18 protein-coding genes are annotated in these 20,780 nt (G+C 48.3%); 9 read left to right on the forward strand and 9 right to left on the reverse strand.

Annotated features, from left to right (window positions below):
* Positions 1-398 (forward strand): hypothetical protein (locus tag VFS25_RS04025; RefSeq protein WP_326460831.1); only part of this gene is annotated, 398 nt, incomplete at its 5' end.
* A gap of 65 nt (positions 399-463) precedes the next feature.
* Here VFS25_RS04025 and VFS25_RS04030 read toward each other — a convergent pair.
* The 5 genes from VFS25_RS04030 to VFS25_RS04050 form a co-directional block, all read right to left on the reverse strand.
* Positions 464-964 carry a molybdopterin-dependent oxidoreductase gene (locus VFS25_RS04030; protein WP_326460832.1) on the reverse strand — a complete coding sequence of 167 codons (501 nt, stop codon included), beginning with the start codon at positions 962-964 and terminating at the stop codon, positions 464-466.
* A 145-nt stretch (positions 965-1,109) separates the two neighbouring features.
* Positions 1,110-1,904: a DUF1398 domain-containing protein gene (locus tag VFS25_RS04035; protein WP_326460833.1), complete on the reverse strand. Its 795-nt coding sequence runs from the start codon at positions 1,902-1,904 to the stop codon at positions 1,110-1,112.
* A 154-nt stretch (positions 1,905-2,058) separates the two neighbouring features.
* On the reverse strand, positions 2,059-2,823 hold the full coding sequence (locus tag VFS25_RS04040) for a helix-turn-helix domain-containing protein (protein WP_326460834.1): 765 nt from the start codon (positions 2,821-2,823) through the stop codon (positions 2,059-2,061).
* 461 nt (positions 2,824-3,284) lie between these two features.
* Positions 3,285-3,692, reverse strand: a complete 408-nt coding sequence (locus VFS25_RS04045) for a Plug domain-containing protein (RefSeq protein ID WP_326460835.1) — start codon at positions 3,690-3,692, stop codon at positions 3,285-3,287.
* A 170-nt stretch (positions 3,693-3,862) separates the two neighbouring features.
* Positions 3,863-4,276, reverse strand: a complete 414-nt coding sequence (locus VFS25_RS04050; RefSeq protein WP_326460836.1) for a c-type cytochrome — start codon at positions 4,274-4,276, stop codon at positions 3,863-3,865.
* Positions 4,277-4,345: 69 nt separating this feature from the next.
* Here VFS25_RS04050 and VFS25_RS04055 point away from each other — a divergent pair, with 69 nt between their 5' ends.
* Genes VFS25_RS04055 through VFS25_RS04070 form a run of 4 tightly spaced genes read left to right on the forward strand, consistent with a single transcriptional unit; the run spans position 4,346 to position 11,387 of the window.
* Entirely contained in the window at positions 4,346-4,975 is a 630-nt protein-coding gene (locus tag VFS25_RS04055; RefSeq protein WP_326460837.1) for a biliverdin-producing heme oxygenase, read from the forward strand.
* On the forward strand, positions 4,953-6,476 hold the full coding sequence (locus VFS25_RS04060) for a GAF domain-containing protein (RefSeq protein ID WP_326460838.1): 1,524 nt from the start codon (positions 4,953-4,955) through the stop codon (positions 6,474-6,476). The genes VFS25_RS04055 and VFS25_RS04060 overlap by 23 nt, the downstream gene beginning before the upstream one ends.
* Positions 6,477-6,488: 12 nt before the next feature.
* Complete coding sequence (locus tag VFS25_RS04065) at positions 6,489-10,964, forward strand: chemotaxis protein CheB (RefSeq protein ID WP_326460839.1); 4,476 nt, start codon at positions 6,489-6,491, stop codon at positions 10,962-10,964.
* A 9-nt stretch (positions 10,965-10,973) separates the two neighbouring features.
* On the forward strand, positions 10,974-11,387 hold the full coding sequence (locus VFS25_RS04070; protein ID WP_326460840.1) for a response regulator: 414 nt from the start codon (positions 10,974-10,976) through the stop codon (positions 11,385-11,387).
* Between the two features lie 178 nt (positions 11,388-11,565).
* Here the strand turns inward: VFS25_RS04070 and VFS25_RS04075 are convergent, their stop codons facing one another.
* The gene (locus VFS25_RS04075; protein ID WP_326460841.1) at positions 11,566-11,805 is read right to left on the reverse strand and encodes a hypothetical protein; all 240 of its coding nucleotides are present in this window, start codon (positions 11,803-11,805) and stop codon (positions 11,566-11,568) included.
* A 110-nt stretch (positions 11,806-11,915) separates the two neighbouring features.
* Here VFS25_RS04075 and VFS25_RS04080 point away from each other — a divergent pair, with 110 nt between their 5' ends.
* From VFS25_RS04080 to VFS25_RS04095, 4 genes are all read left to right on the forward strand, one after another.
* Positions 11,916-12,332: a VOC family protein gene (locus VFS25_RS04080; protein ID WP_326460842.1), complete on the forward strand. Its 417-nt coding sequence runs from the start codon at positions 11,916-11,918 to the stop codon at positions 12,330-12,332.
* Positions 12,333-12,625: 293 nt separating this feature from the next.
* Complete coding sequence (locus tag VFS25_RS04085) at positions 12,626-13,201, forward strand: dihydrofolate reductase family protein (protein WP_326460843.1); 576 nt, start codon at positions 12,626-12,628, stop codon at positions 13,199-13,201.
* A gap of 40 nt (positions 13,202-13,241) precedes the next feature.
* Complete coding sequence (locus VFS25_RS04090; RefSeq protein WP_326460844.1) at positions 13,242-13,784, forward strand: SRPBCC family protein; 543 nt, start codon at positions 13,242-13,244, stop codon at positions 13,782-13,784.
* Between the two features lie 33 nt (positions 13,785-13,817).
* Positions 13,818-14,240, forward strand: a complete 423-nt coding sequence (locus tag VFS25_RS04095) for a VOC family protein (protein ID WP_326460845.1) — start codon at positions 13,818-13,820, stop codon at positions 14,238-14,240.
* A gap of 111 nt (positions 14,241-14,351) precedes the next feature.
* Here the strand turns inward: VFS25_RS04095 and VFS25_RS04100 are convergent, their stop codons facing one another.
* From VFS25_RS04100 to VFS25_RS04110, 3 genes are read right to left on the reverse strand one after another with little or no spacing between them, the layout of a single operon-like run.
* The gene (locus VFS25_RS04100; protein ID WP_326460846.1) at positions 14,352-15,620 is read right to left on the reverse strand and encodes a TlpA disulfide reductase family protein; all 1,269 of its coding nucleotides are present in this window, start codon (positions 15,618-15,620) and stop codon (positions 14,352-14,354) included.
* 30 nt (positions 15,621-15,650) lie between these two features.
* Complete coding sequence (locus VFS25_RS04105) at positions 15,651-17,087, reverse strand: RagB/SusD family nutrient uptake outer membrane protein (RefSeq protein ID WP_326460847.1); 1,437 nt, start codon at positions 17,085-17,087, stop codon at positions 15,651-15,653.
* 34 nt (positions 17,088-17,121) lie between these two features.
* Entirely contained in the window at positions 17,122-20,772 is a 3,651-nt protein-coding gene (locus VFS25_RS04110; RefSeq protein WP_326460848.1) for a SusC/RagA family TonB-linked outer membrane protein, read from the reverse strand.
* Positions 20,773-20,780 lie beyond the last annotated feature (8 nt).

Raw genomic sequence — 20,780 nt, forward strand, 5'->3', positions numbered from 1 at the left:
GTATTCACTCCCTGAGCCTGGGCGCCCTGTTTTACCACGACCGTTTCCTGCAGCTGTTTGATTTTGGCGGCTTTTCCGATGCCGACATTAAAATATACGGACGGGTAAGGCTGTCGGGCGGTTATGAATACACGACCGTAAGCCCCAAAGGAGTGCGGCATAGTTTTTTTGAAAGCGTGGAGTGGATATTCGGCGCCCATAACTGGGTAAACCCTTTCCGCAGCGAAACCGGCTACCGCATTTATCCCTTCCGCAAGATGCGCGCCTTTGGCTTTGTAGCCAAATTCATTCGCGGGCACGACAATTACAATTTCCGTTTTGTAGATGCGGGCACGCAGGGCAGCATTGGTCTTACCTGGAGCAGCTTTCCGCCATTCCCTGTTAAGAATATGGATTAGCAGGCAAACGCTTTATGTTTTAGCTGCGCCATGGGCTATGCCGCTATTCGAATATAACAGCATGCCTACTCCTTTGCAAACTGTATTATTATATCCGTTACCTGGAAGCAGCTGCGGGCCGGCTTTTTCTCGCCCGGCACTACCAGGCGGAAAGGGCCCTTTTCCGCGGGCAGGGTATGGCCGTCGGTTTCAGTGGCCAGTATCACCTGCCGGTTGGTAAAGCTGCTGTCCAGCTCAGCGAGTGAAAACACTACTTCATAACCATCGGCGCATTTCACCAGCACAAGCTTGGTGAGATTTTTGCCGCGCAGCTGCTTGCCGGTGGTAACGCCTGCTTTTTCAAATATGACCTGCACAGGAATGCCGGTGTAGCTATGCGCTTTGTTATCGCGGTCGTTCATGGTTATAGTGGCCCGCGGCCATTGCGCCAGGCTGTCTGCATAAATAGTAAGGGGCGTTATTACCTCCCCGGTTATTTTTACGGCAGGGCGGGCGGCTTTTTGCTGCGCAGCCGCCGGTAATGTATATATGAAAAATAGTAAGCAGCACCAGGTATATGATCTCATAGCTATTGATGGTAGTTGACAGGCAAAATTACCTGCTATAAATGAAAAAAGGGCAACCGCCCTCTTTTTTCATTTAATATTATCCCGCATTAAGGTTTCCGGTAATAAGTAGCCCCATTTACTATGAAGTTCTGTACACCGGGAACTATTGAGGTATTTTTTCTACTAAAATTTCATTTCCTGCTTTATCGAAATACGTACAGGTCATTTTGTTCATACAAATTTCCCATTTTTCAATTCCTGTTTCTGCACACATTCTAATGAAAGTCAGGAAGTCCGTTTTACCCTGTTGATGAGCGGTCAATTCTGCTTTAAATGCTCCAGCCTTTACAGTATCAGCAATTGTTAACGGTTCATATTTTTCAGGCACTTTTGCTGTATAACCATTAGCGCCGTGATAGTCGATATGGCCATCTAATACGTATGCTTCATAATGAGTAACCCCCAATGCTTTAATTTCTTTGATGTAAGATGGAAAGTCTGCACCCGACTTCACTTTGCTGTGGGCAGCCTTGACTTCCTCTACTGTAAACGATGGTTTTTGAACAGGCATATCAGGAATATGCTCCACCAGGACTTTGTTGCCTGCTTTGTCAATATAGGTGCAAGTCATAGCGATTAAACATACTGCCCACTTTTGAATTCCATTGTCTGCACACTGGCGGCTGATCTCAAAATAATCCGATTTCCCCTGCTGATGATTTGCAATATTAACTTTCAGCTGTTCCAGATTTACTTTGCCGGCAACTACAATTGGCGCATAGTTTGCCCCTGCAAATACTTCGTACCCATTTTCACCGTGATAAACACTGCTTGCATCTTCCATCCTGGTTTCGTAACAGGTTACCCCGATATTTTTCAGGTTCATTGCCAAAGCAGGAAAGTCGGCACCGGTTCTTACCTGCGTAAGCTTTTCTTTGATTTGTTCTGCGGTAAACATTTTTCTTGATTTTTAATTATCAAACGATTTGTTGAATTACACGCAACCATAATGCTTAGACCTGCGAAAATTGCGAGGATTTTGCTTTTTTGCTTTATGATTACGATGCAAAACTGCAATACCTGGAATCCTTGTAATTGTAAAAAATCGTTTTTTACAGGAAGCGTTTAAAATTTTCGGGGGTGTCGCCTGTAAACTGTTTGAAGTCTTTGATGAAATGGGCCTGGTCAAAGAAATTGTTTTCGTAGCAGATTTCAGTTAGTGTTTTTGTTCCGCTTAAATTATTAAGGATTGTATTGAAACGAATAATAGATGCAAACTTTTTGGCGGTTGTTCCAACCACTTTTCTAAACCGCTTTTCAAACGGACTTTGGCTGATAAACAGCTTTTCATTCAGCTCTTTAATCCTGATGGTTCCATTGCTTTGGTAAATTAGTTTAACGGCTTCTACAATCAGTTTGTCAGTTGCGATATCTTTTAGTTGAGCAAGCAGGAACTGTTCAACAATTTTTATTCGTTGCTTATCTGTAGTTACATTTGCCAGTTTTTCTTCTACTTCCGCTACGCCGTTCTTCTCAAAAATATTGTCAAGCGATATGCTTAAATTAAATAGTTCATTTGCAGGATGCGAGGCAAAATGTGTAAACCCGGTTTCGGTGAAAAACACTAAAATGGATCCGATGTTATTTGAATTTTTAAATATCTTGTAACTGTCAGAAATGCCCGTAACTCCTGCTGCCGTTAGTTTGCTTTCAGTATGATCTTTAATGGTTGAGAGCTTGCCTTTGTATTGAAAACCGATAACAAGTCCCGAAGACGGGAAAACTTTGTACTCGCTTTCCAGTTCATTCTCCGATACTGCAAAATACTTGATGTAAGGTTTTAGTTGTTCAGTTGGAAAATGTTTGTCAAATTTCATTTTGCAATTTTCAACTGTTGTTTATTATCTTATTCATTAACCATTACACCGCTAAAGCGGTCAATTCATCCAAAATTTCGTCATCAATTTCTTCTTTTGTTTCCAAACGGAACTTTTATTTGCGTTCAATCACCACCCGTTATGGGTACCGGCAAATCTTGCTTCAGCCCGGCATTGGCGGAAACGGGCTACATTTTTACCGTAACAAATATAACGCTTTAAATAGCGTGTTTAAAAATACTAAAATCAACACGGCAAGGGCAATCTTATTGTTTAATAAAAATGTATTTGCTTATGGAAAATTCAGTTCAGATATTTGATCTTCCCCCTTTTAATGAAAATGAGTGGATAAGGCTAACATTTTTACTAATATAGCGCACCTGTTTTTGCATTAGGGATTACAGCAAGTACCTTGTACGATGGAAAGCCCGATCCCATAAGGGTTTTTTTCTGCCACCTGCTTATTGATTTAAGAACGGATCGGAAAGGCGTTTGTCAGTAATAAAGGTAAAGCGCGCCAGGTCAACATAACCATCATAAGGTATGTATACCGGTATGCCGTCTATAAGCAGGGGCACCTGGCGCAGGTCAAATCCCCTTACATATACCATGCTTTCATTGCGCGGGCCTACAGCCGAAAGGTTTACGCTGGGCAGCAGGTTAATGGCTTTGGCCACGTCGTTTTTGGCAAAGGCCTTCAGCTGCGCCGCGCTTACAACGACATTAATGTTTTGGTGTTGCCGGCCGCTCACCACCACTTCTCCCAGCGTGAAGGTGCCGGCAGCAGTAGTATCTGCCCGCGGGGCGGGCGTTTGCGCGTAAGCGAAAGTGGTGGTAAAGCAAAGTGCAATGAGTAGTTTTTGCATCATAATTCCGGGTATTCTGCGTTGTATTATTAAATATATAACGATTTTGGCAGTATTTCCAACAATGGCCGGCAGACATTTAATGTTTTGTGGCATGTCCCGGAAGTATGGGGCAAAAAAAGGCCCGTAAACCAATGTTTACAGGCCTTTCTTTATATAAGCTTCCGTTTATATTAGTGAGCGTCTGCCATTTCCGGCACGGATTTAGGCTCTTCATTACCACGGTGGCACGTGTAGCAGGTAATGGCCACTGGCTGGTTACCCTTAAAGTACTTTTTGTTGATCTTGGCCGTCATACGCATCATTGCCCGCGCCACATCCTTGTGTTCATTGTCATCGCTGGCAAAGTCGAGCTTTTGAGGATTGTCTTTACGCGGAGCATGGCAAAAGCCGCATTTAACGCCTAATGATTTTTTGAAACCGTCCATTACTTTGTCCAGCTCCTCATGGCTGATGTCTTTAGGTAATACCTTCAGGTTTTGTGGTTTAGGATGCTGCTGCTGTTTCGGGCCCTCCTGGGGCAGTGACAGGGAGCAAAGCGCTACTGCAACAAGCAGTGTCATTAGTAATACAATGCTTCTTTTCATTTTATCCTTATTTGATTTGACCTAATTGAAAAGTAACTTATTGATTTTTTATGACTTTTAATAATAAATATGATGTCTGGCGGAAAAATTATCCCTCCACCTCACAGGGAGGCTTCGCTTTCTTTTGCGCAATACCTGAAAGACTATACGAAGCGGGAGCACGCGCAGCTGGAGAAAAAGCTCATTGGCATGATCCGCAGCACACGCAGCACAGCACAGTACCTGCAGCTGCTGGAAATGTGCTACGGTTATTACCATGCGCTGGAGGCTAAAATGGACCAATATTTGACCGAAGAGCAAATACCGGACATTGCCGAAAGACGTAAATCCACAGCTATTTTAAAAGACATACAGGACCTGGGAGGTGCCCCTCCGGCGTATTTGCCGGCCGTACCGGTTCCTGCCATCCATTCATACCCGCAGGCCCTGGGCGCGGCCTATGTGCTGGAAGGGTCTACTCTCGGAGGTATGATCATTGCCGGCATGATCCGGGAACAATTGCAGTTATCCGCCCCGGAAGGGTTTGCGTTCTTTACCAGCTATGGACAAGCTGTACAGGATATGTGGAGAAAGTTCCACATGTACCTGGGTGCGTTAGCCGGTGAAACAGCACAACAACAGGCGGCCTATACAGCCAGGGAAACATTTTTAAAATTTAATGAATGGGCGAACTACTATGACGCAGTTTTCAAAGTATGACTCAGAGTTTTGCGGAAACATTCCGATCCATATTATTAACACCATACAGGAATACGGCGTGCTGCTGGTACTGGATAAAGAAAAGCTCACCATTGAGCAGGTAAGTGAAAATGCAGCAACGCTGTTCAACATGCCCTTCAGGGACCTGCCGGGCAAACCAATACAGGAATTTATAAGCGCCGCTAGTTATGCCGTGCTGGAAAAGCAGCTGCAGGAGCGCTCGGGCAATAAGATCAACACCACCTGGCAGCTGGGCGGCCACGACCACTTTACCCTGCTGCACATACGGGAAGATATGGTGCTGGCGGAAATCGAAATAGCGTCTGCCCTAGCAGAAGGCAGCGCTTCCTTTACCGCACTGTACCAGCAGATCAAAAATTCCATTGGCCTTTTAGAACAGTCAAAAGACATTCCCGGCCTTTGTAAAACATCGGCAGATGAGCTGAAGAAGATCTCGGGCTTTGACAAGGTGATGATCTATACCTTTGACAGTGACTGGAACGGCAATGTGCTGGCGGAAGCCATGGAGCCGGACATGGAGTCGTACATCGGCTTTACCTTCCCCGCGTCGGATATTCCCAAACCCGCGCGCGACATGTACCTGCGCAACCCCTACCGTTTTATACCGGACCGCGGTTTTACGCCGGTAAAGCTATACCCGGTTATTAACCCCATCTCCAACACCTTCCTGGATATGTCGGAGTGTAACCTGCGGGCTGTGGCAGCGGTGCACGTGGAGTACCTGAAGAATATGAACGTGATGGCCTCCATGTCGGTACGTTTAATTAAAGACAATGCATTATGGGGGCTTATCGCCTGCCATCATAAAACCGCCCGCGCCATCAACGGAGAGCTGCGCGCAGTAATGGAGCTGTTTTCCAGCGTTATTTCCGCGCGCATCAGCGCCCTTCACCACCAGGCTATCAGCGACCGCTCGTCATACCTGAGCGGTATTTACGCCGGCCTGGTCGAAAATATCTGCCAGGCAGAGGAACTGGTGCCCGGCCTGCTGGACCCGTCGCCCAATATTCTTGCGCTGCTGGATGCCTCCGGCGCCATCATCACCTATAACAACCGCACCTACACCGCCGGTGAAGTGCCCGATGCTGCGCAGCTGGAAGACCTGCTGCTATGGCTGCATGTAAAGCAGCTGCGCAAGGTGTTCTATACCGACTCACTGCCATCTATGTACGACATTACAGAGCAGTTCCGGGAAATAGCCGGCGGCATGCTGGTAATACCCATACAGCCGGCGCAGGACCAGTACATTATTCTTTTCCGCAGGGAATATATCCGCACTACCAATTGGGGCGGCAACCCGGAGGAACGTATTTTCTTCGACGAAAATCCCCGCATTTATCATCCCCGCCATTCATTTAAATTATGGCAGGAGCATGTGAAAGGATTTTCCAAACCCTGGTTGCCGGAAGAGGTAACGGCAGCAGAAAACCTGCGCAGCTTTATTTATGAATTTCTGACAAGCGAGTATTCACAGGAGTGATTTATGAAATCAATGCAGCAACATTTTGTAGTGGCGGTAGGCGCATCTGCAGGAGGCCTGGAGGCTATCCAGGAGTTCTTTGATCATATGCCCCAAACAGGTAACCTGTCTTTTGTAGTGATACAGCACCTGTCGCCGGATTATAAAAGCCTGCTGGTAGAGCTGCTGAGCCGCAGAACGCATATGAAAGTGCTGGAAGCCACGCAGAACCTGCCGGTAATGAAGAACTATATTTATGTAATACCCAACAATAAGCAGATACGCATAGAACGTAACAAGCTATTGCTGTCGGAAAAAACACATGATAAGGTTCCCAATAATGCAATAGATGTATTCCTCAATTCCCTTGCGCAGGATAAAAAGAAGCGGGCCATTGCCGTTATCCTGTCGGGCACCGGCACAGACGGTACCAAAGGCATTGCCGCCATTAAAGAAAACGGCGGCCTGGTAATGGTGCAGGAGCCTGCCACCGCCAAATTCGACGGTATGCCCAACAGCGCCATCAGCTCGGGCAATGCAGATGTGGTGGCCCCGCCCGCCGGCATTGCGGCCGCCATTGTAAATGAGATCCATACCATAGATATAGATACGCATGTAAAGGAGCCGGACGATGAAACGCTCAACCATGTTTTTGAGCTGATCCATCAAACCGTTGGTCATGATTTCTATTATTATAAAACACCCACCATCCTGCGCCGTTTCAGCAAGCGCATGACGCAGCTGGGCATAACAGACCCGGTGCAGTATGCGCACTACCTGGAGCAGCACCCCGATGAATGTAAGGAGCTGGCGCATGATTTCCTGATAGGGGTAACCCGCTTTTTCCGCGACACGGAGGCCTTTCAGGTGCTGCAGCAGAAAGTGGTGCCGGAGCTTGTTGCCAATGCAGGCGGCGAGCAGCTGAAAGTATGGGTAGCTGCCTGCAGCACCGGGGAAGAAGCTTATTCCATTGCCATTGTAATGGATGAGGTGCTGGAAAGCCACGGCAGCCGCCTGCAGGTAAAGATATTTGCATCGGATATAGATGCCGCCAACCTGGATATTGCTGCCAACGGCCTATACCCCGCATCCATTGAAAAAGATGTGCCGGCGCCGCTGCTGGAAAAATATTTCATACGCAAATCCAAAGGCTACCTTATATCCCCGCGCATCCGCAAACAAATTGTATTTGCACGGCATGATATTACCAAAGACCCGCCCTTTATCAGGAGCGACCTGGTTAGCTGCCGCAATATGCTGATATATATGAACCACGTGCTGCAGGAGCGCATTTATGCGCTGCTGCACTTTGCAGTGAACAAAGGCGGCTTCCTTTTCCTGGGCCCCAGTGAAAACCCGCCTTACAGCAAGGGCGGCACCATGCAGCAGGTCAGCTCCAAATGGAAAATATACCGCAAGGTGGCCGATATTAAGCCCCGCATGCACTTTGGCGAGCAAATGGTACCCCTCCTGAAAGTGCAGCGCGGAGAAAAAGAGGCGGATGTGGAGAAGAGCTTTGATACCAAAAGCCAGAAAGCGCTGTGGGCCGATTTGCGCAATGCGCTTACGGAAGACATGGGCCTTATAGCGCTGTACATCGACCGTAACTTTGAGATACGTGAAACCATGGGTAATTACGATCAGCTGCTTACCCTGCCCAAACGCATTCTGAACCTGAACCTGATGCGCATGCTGCCGCAGGACCTTTCCATAATACTGAACAAGGAAGTGCGCAAAGCCTGGAAACAGCAGGAGAAGGTGCACCTGGAGAACGTAGTGTTTGGAAAGGATGGGCATACCCGTGCAGTAAACGTGCTCATTAACCCGCAGGTAAAAGCTGCAGACAGCGACTATACGCTGGTAGTGCTTAGCAAAGCAGCGCCGCCGCCGGAAAGCAGCCACCATCAGCAATCCATAATGCCCGGGCTGGATGCCGACTATGTGCATAGCCTGGAGCAGGAGCTGGCCGAAACCCGTAAAAGCCTGCAGGTAGCGGTGGAAGACCTGGAAACAGCCAACGAAGAGCTGCAAAGCTCCAATGAAGAGCTGCTGTCGTCCAATGAAGAGCTGCAAAGCTCTAACGAAGAGCTGCAGTCGCTCAATGAAGAATTATACACGCTGAATACAGAGCACCAGGTAAAGATCAAGGAGCTGATAGAGCTGAATGATGACCTGAACAACTACTTCCGCAGCACCGATATTGCGCAGATATTCCTGGACCGGGAGCTGAACATCCGCAAGTTTAACCCGGCCTCTGCCCGCATGATTAATTTTATTGACACGGACCTGGGCCGCCCCATTGCGCATATTTCCAGCAACATCAGGTACGACCAGCTGCTGGACGATATTGGCCAGGTGCAGCACTCCCGCCAGATAGTGGAAAAAGAAGTAATGCTGCGCGAAGGCCGGAATTACCTGATGCGTATTATGCCCTATATTACGCGCGACGATAAGTATGCAGGCATCATTATCACGTTTGTGGATATAACCACCATCACCAACCTTAATAACATTATCCGCAGCGTATTCAATGCCAGCATCAGCGCCATTTTTGCGCTGCGCACCGTTTCAGATATGCCCGGCAACATCAGCGATTTTATAATCGAAACCGCAAACAACCGCGCACATGAGCTGTTTGCCGATGCCGATACCTTCCTGGCGGGCAAAAACCTTAAAGCTGCGCTGCCACTGCTGGCTACCCCTGAGCTGTTCCGCGAATACCTGGCTGCTATAAGGGACGATAAGATTGTGCACCGCGATATTTACCTGGAGGTGCAGGAAAAATGGTTTGAGCTGATAGCTGCTAAAATGCCCCAGGGCCTGGTAGTTACCTATACAGATATTACCGATAAAAAGAAAGGCGAGCAAAAGATACGGCGCAGCTACACGGAACTGAATGAAGCAAAGGAGAACCTGAAAAAGCTGAATGCCGAGCTGGAAGATAAGGTAAAGGAAAGAACACGGGAGCTGGCCTTCAGTGAAGAGCGTTTCCGCCTGGTGGCCCGCGCCACCAACGATGCGCTGTGGGACTGGGACCTTACAAGCGATAAGATCTGGTGGAGCGATGCCTTTGAAGGCATGCTCGGTTACAAAACAGACGGCATGACCCGCGCGCAGTGGCTGAGCCATATTCCCGCAGAAGAACGGCAGCAGGTGCAGCAAAGCATATACGCCGCCATTAATGATAATAACAGCCAGTGGAGCCACGAATACCGCTTCCGCCGTGCCGACGGCGAATATGCGTATATACTTGACCGTGGCTATATAATGCACAACGAGTTTGGCGTGCCCTACCGGATGCTGGGCTCTATGATGGACCTCACCGCCCTGCGCAGGGCGGAAAAGGAAATAGCTTCCAACATAGCGGAAAAAACTTTCATGGCCGAGTCTATGCCGCTGATGGTATGGACCGCCAATGCTGCGGGCAGGATAGACTTTGTGAACCGCCAGTTTGAATACTACACCGGCCTGCATTATGATGAAGCATTAGGCAACGAATGGCTGAAAGTGGTGCATGAAGATGATCGCCAGCGCCTGCTGAACACCTGGGAAAAAGCCGCCCGCAATAAGTCAGACTTCGACTGTGAAGTACGTATACGCGTGGCCGGCGGCGACTTCCGCTGGAACCTGCTGCGCGCCAAAGCACGCACCAGCGAAAAGGATCAGCTGGTAAGCTGGGTAATTACCAATATGGATGTGCATGAACAAAAGGTGATGAATGAGGTGCTGGAAGAGAAAGTGGAAAAACGTACCCGGCAGCTGCAGGAGATAAACCGGGAGCTGGAATCCAGCAACAACGACCTGCAGCTGTTCGCCTCCGTGGCATCCCATGACCTGCAGGAGCCGCTGCGCAAAATACATATGTTCTCCAAAATGGTGAAGGATAAACACGAGAGCAACCTGCCGCAGGAAACGCTGGTGTACCTGAATAAGATCATGCAGTCTGCCATGCGCATGAAAGCCCTGGTGAACAATATCCTGCACTTTTCCAAGCTTTCTGCAGACAGCTCCGGTTTTGAGATTACAGATATTAACCAGGTGGTGCGCGAAGTGCGGGAAGACTTTGAAGTGATCATCAAGGAAAAGAATGCCACCATTATAGCAAATGATATTTGCCCGATAGAGGTGATACGCTCCCATATACACCAGGTGTTCCAGAACCTGGTGGGCAATGCGCTGAAGTTTAACCGCCCCGGTGTGCCGCCTGTAATACGCATTGAGGCCTGCCGCGTGGCTGCCCGCTCCTTTGATGCACCGGAAGATGATAACGGGCGCTGGTGCCGCATTGAAATAAGGGATAACGGCATAGGCTTTAATGAACAATTTAAGAATCGTATATTTGACCTTTTTCAGCGGTTAAACTCAAAGGACAAATACGAAGGAACCGGCATTGGCCTGGCCATTGTTAAAAAGATAATAGAAAAACATAACGGGCTGATCACTGCTGACAGCATAGAAGGGGAGGGCTCCATTTTTACACTTATATTACCCCTGGAGCAGGATAAATAAACAGGTATAATGATACGGTCAAAAAGAATATTACTGGCAGAGGACGATGAAGATGATAAGATGATCTTTAGCGAGATACTGAATGAGCTGAGAGCACATAACAATTTTCACTTTGATGCCGTGGATAACGGTTTGCAGATTATCCAGCTGCTGAATAACGGGGAGCCGCTGCCGGACCTTGTAGTATTGGACCAGAACATGCCGCAGATGAGCGGCAAGGAAACGCTGGAAGCCATCCGCGGCGATGCCCGTTTGCATCATATACCTGTTGTTATTTACTCCACCTATAACGATAGCCGCCTTTCCAATGAATGTTTCAGCATTGGCGCTACCCAAATCATTACCAAACCAGACTCTTTTGAAGGTTTCCGCCAAATGATCGTTACGCTGGTAGATAAATACCTGCATAAAGCAGAAAGCTGAAAGCAAAAAGCAAAAGTTAAAAAGCAAAAGTTAAAAAGCAAAAAGTAAAAGTTAAAAAGCATAAAGCAAAAGTTAAAAAGTAAAGGTTAAAAAATTGCGTTTACTGTAGCCTGTTGGCTTATGTGTTCTGCTTCACATTTTTTTATTTTTACTTTTCACCTTTTAACTTTTACTTTATTCAACGCTCCACACACCTGTTGCCGCCGTTGGCAATATCATCAACATCGGTGAAAGGCTCGCCTGTATCGCCGGCAGGCGGGGCTACATAACCGGCCTGCACAGGCTCCGGCAGGTAGCCTTCACTGAAGTTCTGGCTAAACCGGCTGGCGCGTATAATGGTCCAGCTGGCGCCTGCCTGCATTACGATCTGCTCACATTCCTGCGCTTCTTTTCGCCCAGGCCCGATAGCACCCCCCATATTTCAGAATACCCCCGTTTATTGTCGGATTACCCCCCCAGGCGAATAAGCCCGGCGTAATAGATTTGTGTGGTATAAAACATTATCCATAAACAGCAAACCGTATTGATATGACAACACAGATCAATCCTTACCTGACCTTCAGCGGCCAGTGCCGCGAAGCCATGAACTTTTATAAAAGCTGCCTGGGTGGAGAGCTTACGGTGCAAACGGTAGGAGAGTCGCCTATGGGCAGCCAGTTCCCGGCAGCCATGCAAAACAACGTGCTGCATGCCTCTCTTGTAAAAGGCCCGCTGGTGCTGTTTGGTTCCGATATGGCTGTGGAAGGAGAAGGCGGCAGGGGTAGCGCTATTTCATTGTCACTTACCTGCAGTACAGAAGAGGAGCTGCACGCCTGTTTTGCCCGGCTTAGCGCCGGCGGAAAAGTACAGCGTGAAATACATGATTTTTTTGCTGGGAAAATAGGTGCGGTGCAGGATAAGTATGGCATTAACTGGATCTTTTATTACGGTGTTTCGCAGTCTTAACATTCCTGCACAACAACGCCTGCTATAACCTGTGCTGTAAAAGGCTGTGCCCCAATGGTGCAGCCTTTTTGCACTGCCGCATAAAGCAGCGGTTATGATACGGCTCAGGCCCTGATTGTGTTTGCTGCATTTTTCCTGCCTGTAGCTGCCGGAAAGCGCCCTTTAAATTGTCGGATTTACACCCGCACCGGCCCAAAACCTTCCGCTATATTTGTACTGTTGCCGGTATATTGTGCAGCGGGCCCGCTTAAATTAATTTGAATTTAGTAAACCTGTTAATTATTAAAACTGATATGAGAAAAGTAATACTGCTGATGCATGTTTCGCTGGACGGTTTTGTGGCAGACACCAACGGCTCCCTTGAGTGGGTATGCCACGATAATGAGATCTTTCAATACGTGACAGATCACCTGGAGGATGTTGATGCCGCCATTTACGGCCGCACCACCTATGGCATGATGGAAGAGTACTGGCCTACTGTGCGCAACAATCCCAATGCCAGCGCCCTGGGCCGCCATCATGCGGAATGGGTAGAGGAAGTGCATAAAGTGGTTTTTTCTACCACGCTGCAAAAAGTTACCTGGAATAATACTACCTTAATAAACAGCAACGACACAGCTGCCGCTGTAACCCGGCTGAAACAGCAGCCCGGTAAAAAGCTCATGATTTTTGGCAGCCCGGGTTTAACACACTCCTTTATGGAACAGGGCCTGATTGATGAATACCTGATACAGGTAAATCCCGTGATACTGGGCGAAGGCATTCCTTTATTTACGCATGCACGGCAGCGAACCAATCTGCAGCTGCTGAAGGCTGTAACCTTTAAAACAGGCGTAGTAGGCCTGCATTATGAAACCAAGCGCAGTTGAGCCAAAGCTCTACGTTAGTTTACCTAAACCACAACATACCATGAAAATTGTTAAACGTATTTTAATTGTCATAGTTATCCTGGTGGCTATTCCGCTGATAATAGCCCTGTTCACCCGTAAAGATTATACAGTGGAGCGGGAGGTAACCATCAATAAGCCGGTTGGTGAAGTTTTTGACTACGTTAAATACCTGAAGAACCAGGACACTTACAGTGTTTGGGCCAAAATTGATCCTGCCATGAAACGGGAATACAAAGGCACTGATGCTACGCCGGGCTTTGTATACAGCTGGGACAGCCAGCATAAAGACGCCGGCCAGGGCGAGCAGGAAATTAAAAAGGTGGTGCCCGGGCAGGAGGTAGATTACGAGATCCGGTTTATAAGACCCTTTGCAGGCAGGGCAGATGCTATTTTGCGTACTACTCCTGCATCCGGTACACAAACTACTGTAAAATGGCGCTTCAGCAGCAGCATGCCTTATCCCATGAATATTATGTTGCTGATGACCGATATGGAAGGCATGATAGGTAAAGACCTGCAAACAGGTTTGAATAACCTGAAAGCAATACTGGAAAAACAATAAAGCATTCGTTCTTTCACTCATAAAACATTACATATGGCAGCCGTTAATCCTTATCTGACCTTTAGTAACAACTGCGGAGAGGCATTTGACTTCTACCGGTCCGCATTCGGTACCGAGTTCCTGACCCGCATGCTGTTCAGCGAAGTTCCCGACTCAAAGTATGATGCTGAGGAGGGAAAGAAAATTATGCATGTGGCATTACCCATCGGGCAGGGTACCATTTTAATGGGCAGCGACAGTCCAAAGGAATTTGGTCCGCTGAAAGTGGGCGATAACCTTTCCATTGCCATCAGCGCGGCCAGCGAAGAAGAAGCCAAAAAGCTATTCAACAGCCTTTCTGCCGGCGGCACAGTAACCATGCCTTTGGAAAAGGCATTCTGGGGTTCTTTGTTCGGCATGTTCACCGATAAGTTTGGCGTGCAGTGGATGGTGAGCTATGACTATAACAGACCGTAAAATGTAAAACAGGGGAATGTAAAATGTAAAAGTTGGGCAAGGACACTAATAGCCGTTAGCACCACTGCCCCAACTTTTACATTTAGTATTTTACATTTTACATTTTACATTTTACTTTTCTTTTGCCAGTTCAATCATTGCTTCCAGCTCGTTGATCAATTCGGAATCTGAGGTAAAACCGCTGCTGGTAAAGCGCAATTTTCCTTCCCCATCAATCACCGCTTTGAAAGGAATGCCTTTAACTTTATAATCTGCCACTACCCGGAAGTTGTTGGGCTTACCGCTGATGGGTTCATCCATTAATACATGGAACGGGTATTGTTTCTTTTCAATGAAATTTTTCACCCTGGCTACAGCTCCCTCCGGTTTTTCCTGTGTTGCAATAAAAAGAAATACAACCTCCGGGTGCTTGCTTACCACTTTTTGCATGGCCGGAAAAGAGGCAATGCAAGGCATGCACCAGGTGGCCCAAAAATCCACTACCACTACTTTCCCACGGAAGTCGGTAAGCGATACTGCTTTACCGCTTAAATCTTTCAGGCTGAATGTGGGAGCAGCCTGGTCCAGCATTTTGTTTTTCAGTTCAGCCTTTACAGCAGATTGCACGCCTGCCTGTAAGCCGGATAAATATTCATCAAATCCATTGGAGCTGCCGTGCTTACGGGTGTACAGCTCTTTTAGCTGGGCATTCATGGCAGCGGTAGATTTACCTGTTTTGGTTAAATCCTCCAATATCTTATACGCCTTATCCTGCCGGCCATTTTTTACCAGCAATTGCGTATACCTTTCCACGGAGGAGGGTAGCCCTTCTTCCGGCGGTCCCTGGAAGGCTTTTTCCTGGTAAACCAATGCTTCTTTATATTTCTTGTTGGCGAATAGCGCCGCGGCATAGGTATCATAATACGGGTATTGGGCAAAATTCATGAAACGTTCCCAGTCGCCTGCGGGCATATCAGCCGGTTTTGCCCGGGGATCGTCTTTGTATGACAGGTACAGGTCTATGGTTGCCCTGGCCAAATCCTCCGCCTTTTTTACATCCATGTTTTCCCGGGTAAGCATATTGGCGCCCATATCCATATAGGAAGTCCGGTTGAATTTATTTTTAATTTCACCAATATATTTCTCAAAACCGGCATATTCGCCTTTACGCAGGAACGCCAGTGCTACGGTGCCTTTCAGCACATCAATGGTTTCCGCGTCTTTGACGGCATCCAGTTTGTTTTCTGAAATAATTTTATTCATCATTGCTATACATTGCTGCGGGTCACGTTCCTTTGACATCGCCTTTATTTGTTCCATCATGGTATTTTGCGCCTGTGCGCATACCACCAGGGATAAGCAGCTAAGTATAGCAAGCATCGCTAGTTTGAGCTTTCTCATGTCTGTTAATTTATGCTGGTTGTTTAATGATTAAGGATTGTCGTTCATACCGGGGTTGGCTAATAATATCTTTGGTGGTATTTTAAGCACCAACCGCGCCGGTTGCAGCGCATAGGTTGTAAGGCTGCCGTTGGGCTGCCGCAGGGTATGTGTATATGCAGGATGGCTGAATAACGGATCTACGGAAAGCCGCCTCATGTCGAACCAGTGAAAGCCCAACCCTGCAAATTCCCGCAGCCTTTCATCCATCACGAATTGCAAAAGCTTCACAGGATCACTTGCTACGGCAGCAGGAACAGCAGCATCGGCCGGCGGCATCCTGTGCCTGCGGAATTCTTCCAGGATGTTAACGGCGCCTTGGGGGTCATTAAGCCTGGCCCTGCATTCTGCTATTAATAAATAGATCTCGGGAATCACTACGCCGAATGGCACAATGCTGGGCGCTGTTCTGCGGTAAGCTCCTGCCTGAAACGGCGCGCCGGTTGGAAAAGGCGTGTTGGAGTACAGCAGCAGCCTGAGATCAGAGGGGGCGTACAATGCCATTGTAGCGCTGTTAACCTGTAAAGTGTTGAACAATACATGAAAATTGGAGAACTGGCGCAGGTACAGGGCTTCCTCATTGTCGGCCGTTACCGGGTAATTAGGCCCAAACATGCTGATGGGCATAAAGATCCCATCCGGTGCAAAGGTTTCATTGTAGTCATACAGCCCTACTGCTGCCTGGGCTCCGGATAATCCCTGTAATGCAGACTCCAGGAGCGGCAAGGCCTCTTCATACCGGTGCATGAATACATATACTTTACCCAGCAAAGCTGCTGCTGCAGGCTTGCTCATACGGAGGCGGTGAAAAACCTGTGGCGATACATCGGGTATGGCTTTCTTTAAATCATCTATAATAAAATCATACACCTGCTGAACACTGGCCCTGCTGAATTTATTCCCGGTAATATCCGCTGATGTAATAATGGGAAATCCCGGGTCGGTAGCGGCTGTTGACGCCTGGTACGGCTTACCGTAATAATTGATCAGCAGAAAATAGGTCCAGGCGCGGCCGGCAAGGGCTTCGGCATGTACCATTTTTTTTTGCGCGGCTGTGCCATCTGCTACATCCATCACTTCGTTAATGATCTTATTGTAAGTGTAAATGCTGTACAGCGGGCCGGATGTTTCGGGGCTTTCCTCATCAGGTTGATACACCTGGTCGCTCCACGAAAACAGGCGTTGCTCCCTTAAAGTAAGCGCGCTATAGTAAGGCTCTTCCGCAGTTACCTCACCACCCAGCATCAGCTGTGCATCTGTACCTACGTTAAGCAGGTTGGTATTATTGAGCAATAGCTCGTAGTCTTTATAATTAACCGCAATCACCTTTCCCTTCGGAAGCACCTCCAGGAAGCTCTTTTTACAGGAGCTGCCGGTTGCCAGCACCAGGAGCATTATTATTGCAGGAACGGTTGTATATCTTTTCATGTGCTTTGTTTAAATGTTTTTTACAGGTTCCTTATCAAAAGCGGACATTTAAACCTGCCGTTACCGTACCCTGGTTGGCGCGCATGTAACGGATGCCGCCGGCCCTTTCACCTGCTGTAATGCCACCGGATGCATCCTGGAATTCCGGGTCTATACCGTAATGATTGCCTTTCCACAGCATGAGGTTCGATACCTGCAGGCGTAGTCTTACTGCATTGAGCCGGGCACGGGAGATCAGCTTATGCGGAAGCCCGTAGGAAAGCGTTATATCCCTCAGCTTTATAAATGCGGCGCTGATCACATTAATATCGGCCTGTGTATAATAACGGGTGTCTCTGCGGCTGTTATTAACACTGTTAACAGGTACCCAGGAAGGAACATTGGTGAACTGCTCATCGCCGGGCTGCTTCCACCGGTTGGCAAATTCGGCGTGCACATTACCGCTGCGGAATCTCAGGTCGCCGCTTTGCATGGCATTGTTGGCCGTAAGCGGGATAAGGCCGTTGCCGGAATAAAAATCATTTACATCGCGGCGCATCACATTGCCGAAGTTATAAACAATGTTGGCGGCCAGCTCAATATTCCCGAAGGTGAAAATATTGGTAAGACCGCCGTTCCATACAGGTTGGTAGGTGCCCATATATACCACATCATCCGGCAAAGCGGTATTCCTGTCTTTGGTAATTTTTCCGGATCGCAGCATAATCTGCGGATCTCCCAACGCATCTAAGCCGGCATATTTGTAGGCGAAAATGGCGTAAGCCGGGTAGCCGGCCAGGTAAACGGAGCTGGCTTTTTGCGCGCCTGTTGCAATAACAGCCGGCTGATTAAGTTTGGTAATGGTGTTGTGGTTGTAGGCGAGCGCCAGCTGGCTAACCCACCTGAAACGTCCTGCCTCCACGTTCAGCGAGCGTGCGGAAATTTCGATGCCCGTGTTGCGCATATTACCGAAGTTGCCGGTAACAGTGCTATATCCTGTCAGGGGGTTCACTTCCATCATGCCAATTAAATTTTCGGCTTGCTTGCTGTAAAAATCTATTGAACCACTGAGGCGATTTCCTTTTAACACGCCAAAATCAACCCCGATGTTCAAGGTACGCGAGCTTTCCCAGGTTAATGCCGCATTGGCGGGCGTGGTAATGGAAAGCCCGGTGTTGCCCGGCAGGGTGCTGCCGGATTGCGCTGATAAAATGTCGTAGGATGCAGCTGTTCCGGGAATAGGCGAGTTGCCGGTTAAGCCGTAGGAAACCCTTAAAGCAAGATTGTTGAACGGCTGTTGCTGCATAAATTCCTCTTCGCTTATATCCCAGCGCGCGCCTGCGCTCCACACAGGTTTGTTTTGCGATGAGCGGTCTTTACCAAACAGGTTGGACTGATCCAGGCGGATGCTGCTGCTAATGGTATAGCGGTTGTTGTAGGTGTAGCCCGCATTGCCGTAATAGGAAACAAAACGTACGCGTATTTCTGTTTCACCAAATGGCTGCGCATTGGCTAACAGGCTCCTGGTGCCATTATTGGGCATTACCGGGTTAGATACGCCTTTCGTGGTAAGTGTTGCATAATCAATGGCGGGGTAAGTTTGCAGCAATTCATTATACCCGCGTATGAAAGATTGATTGGTGATGGCTACCTGTTCCTGCGACTCCTGTCCGGCCAGGAGCGAAACCTGGTGCTTTTGATGGTGCCAGCCGCGTTTATAGGCCAGTTGGTTGCGGATGGTCCAGTTATTTTGTGTGGCATTGGTGAGTGAATATCTTCCGCCGTCAACCGGTAAATAATAGGTGGGAAGCTGCCCCGGTGCGGAAGCCGGTACGGTAAACTGGACGGCTTCGCTGCGAACCAGGTAGCTGCGGCTGTCGTCGAAAGAGCGGATTCTTTCAGCCGTTTTGAATAAGCCGTATACCCCTGAAAACGTTAAGCCATCGAGCACTTTAAATGTGAGGCCCCCTGTAATCCGCGCGGCGAATAGATCGCCTTTCGTATAGCCGTATTTGGTTTCTTCCAGCGGATTATAGTCCAGGTTAATACCGCTTTTTTCTTCAAATGCATGGCGTGTAGAGTCTGAAAGCTGCTTTACATAGGGAATGGAAAGCGGGTTGCCGGCGGCATTGCGGAACAGCTGGTAGGGCAGGAAACGGTTGTCGGCCTCAATGTTCCTGGGCGAGCTGGTTCTTGTATTCGTTAAATCGGTAATCAGGTAAACATCAAGGCGCTTGTTAACACTGTAATCCTGCCGGATGTTGATCTTATAAGTGTTATTGGTTTCCCCGGGACGGTTGCTCTGCGTGCCTGTATATGCAAGGGAGCCATAAATACCGTATGATTTGCCACCCCCTCTGACAGAAAGCGTATGGTTGGTGAGCATGGCGGGGCGGTACCAAACATCGCGGACCTGGTTTACATTATTGATGGAAGCCAGGCTGTCCAGGCTGGCCCTGGCCTGCGCATCCGAAATAAGGCCGCGGTAACGGTTATATAAAATCACATTGTGCGGCGGCACGCCGGTATTGCCCAGGCCAGTATAGGCGCTTACGTTAGACCACGGGTATACATCCGGACTAAAAATTTCCTCCGCTGCCTGTATAAACTGCCGGCTGTTTAAAACCGGGTAATAATTAATGGTTGGTTTACCCTGGAAATTCACAAACCCATCGTATTCAACTGATAGTTTTTCATTCCTGCTGCCCTTGCGCGTAGAGATGACAATGACGCCGTTGGCCGCCCTGGCGCCCCAGATAGAAGCGGCGGAAGCATCTTTTAATACGGTGATGTCGTCTACATCCTGCGGGTTCAGCGTGGTAATATTATCCAGCGGAACGCCATCCACAACAATGAGCGGAGATTTATTACTGTTAATGGAGGTAAGGCCGCGGATCAGCACTGGTGTGGAACTGGCGGAAGGGGCGTTGTTCACCGTTAGGCCCGGCACCAGGCCATCCAAACGTTGCAGGATGTTCATGGATGTAGTGCGGTTGTGTAAGGTTTGCATGTCTGGTTTGGCATAGGCACCGGGGCTTTGCTTAACAGAAAAAGTTTGATAACCGCTGTTTACCACCACCTCCTTTAACTGGCTGGAAGATTCGCTCAGCACAAAATCGAGATATAAAGTATTTCCTTTGCTTACGAAAACATTCTTTTCTTCAGCCCTGTAACCCAGGCAGGAGGCCCGGATGGTGTAAAACCCTTCCTGGAGGTCCGGGAATTGATATTGCCCCTGTTCATCCGTAGCCACGCCCTTTTTCTCCGATGTTAAAACAATTGAGGCTGTGAGAATGGGAGCGCCGGCCTCATTTTTAACCGTTCCCCTGATAGCCCCGGTTTCGGCGCTGTTACCGCTGCTGTTTGAAGGAGGGACGGCTTTCAGGAAAATTGTTTTGTTACTGATCTCGTAAGAGAGCTGTTGATTACGCAGTATGAGCTGCAGGAATGCGGTAAGCGGCATATTGCGCACCGCGCAGGTTACGGCCTGGCTTTCTTTCAGCAGGTTTTTGCTGGCAAATACGCTGTAACCGGTTTGCTCCCTGATTACCTGGAACACTTTAACCAGCGGAACATCTTTCCCGGTAAAGCTGATCTCCGGTCCTTTGGATTGTGCATTGATCCTGGAACAATTCACCAGCAGCAGTATTACAAAAAGCCATCCGGCCTGCCGGTGAAATACGGCAAGTTTTGGTTGAGCAACCATTAAATGTA

The sequence above is a fragment of the Chitinophaga sp. genome, assembly GCF_035761305.1.
GTDB lineage: Bacteria > Bacteroidota > Bacteroidia > Chitinophagales > Chitinophagaceae > Chitinophaga.

What these genes read in the sequence shown, in the direction of transcription:
- VFS25_RS04105 (WP_326460847.1), bottom strand. Translation starts at nt 17,087, where the DNA reads ATGAAAAGATATACAACCGTTCCTGCAATAATAATGCTCCTGGTGCTG.
- VFS25_RS04040 (WP_326460834.1), bottom strand. Translation starts at nt 2,823, where the DNA reads ATGAAATTTGACAAACATTTTCCAACTGAACAACTAAAACCTTACATC.
- VFS25_RS04100 (WP_326460846.1), bottom strand. Translation starts at nt 15,620, where the DNA reads ATGAGAAAGCTCAAACTAGCGATGCTTGCTATACTTAGCTGCTTATCC.
- VFS25_RS04080 (WP_326460842.1), top strand. Translation starts at nt 11,916, where the DNA reads ATGACAACACAGATCAATCCTTACCTGACCTTCAGCGGCCAGTGCCGC.
- VFS25_RS04035 (WP_326460833.1), bottom strand. Translation starts at nt 1,904, where the DNA reads ATGTTTACCGCAGAACAAATCAAAGAAAAGCTTACGCAGGTAAGAACC.
- VFS25_RS04045 (WP_326460835.1), bottom strand. Translation starts at nt 3,692, where the DNA reads ATGATGCAAAAACTACTCATTGCACTTTGCTTTACCACCACTTTCGCT.
- VFS25_RS04050 (WP_326460836.1), bottom strand. Translation starts at nt 4,276, where the DNA reads ATGAAAAGAAGCATTGTATTACTAATGACACTGCTTGTTGCAGTAGCG.
- VFS25_RS04090 (WP_326460844.1), top strand. Translation starts at nt 13,242, where the DNA reads ATGAAAATTGTTAAACGTATTTTAATTGTCATAGTTATCCTGGTGGCT.
- VFS25_RS04095 (WP_326460845.1), top strand. Translation starts at nt 13,818, where the DNA reads ATGGCAGCCGTTAATCCTTATCTGACCTTTAGTAACAACTGCGGAGAG.
- VFS25_RS04060 (WP_326460838.1), top strand. Translation starts at nt 4,953, where the DNA reads ATGACGCAGTTTTCAAAGTATGACTCAGAGTTTTGCGGAAACATTCCG.
- VFS25_RS04110 (WP_326460848.1), bottom strand. Translation starts at nt 20,772, where the DNA reads ATGGTTGCTCAACCAAAACTTGCCGTATTTCACCGGCAGGCCGGATGG.
- VFS25_RS04065 (WP_326460839.1), top strand. Translation starts at nt 6,489, where the DNA reads ATGCAGCAACATTTTGTAGTGGCGGTAGGCGCATCTGCAGGAGGCCTG.
- VFS25_RS04055 (WP_326460837.1), top strand. Translation starts at nt 4,346, where the DNA reads ATGATGTCTGGCGGAAAAATTATCCCTCCACCTCACAGGGAGGCTTCG.
- VFS25_RS04070 (WP_326460840.1), top strand. Translation starts at nt 10,974, where the DNA reads ATGATACGGTCAAAAAGAATATTACTGGCAGAGGACGATGAAGATGAT.
- VFS25_RS04085 (WP_326460843.1), top strand. Translation starts at nt 12,626, where the DNA reads ATGAGAAAAGTAATACTGCTGATGCATGTTTCGCTGGACGGTTTTGTG.
- VFS25_RS04030 (WP_326460832.1), bottom strand. Translation starts at nt 964, where the DNA reads ATGAGATCATATACCTGGTGCTGCTTACTATTTTTCATATATACATTA.
- VFS25_RS04075 (WP_326460841.1), bottom strand. Translation starts at nt 11,805, where the DNA reads ATGGGGGGTGCTATCGGGCCTGGGCGAAAAGAAGCGCAGGAATGTGAG.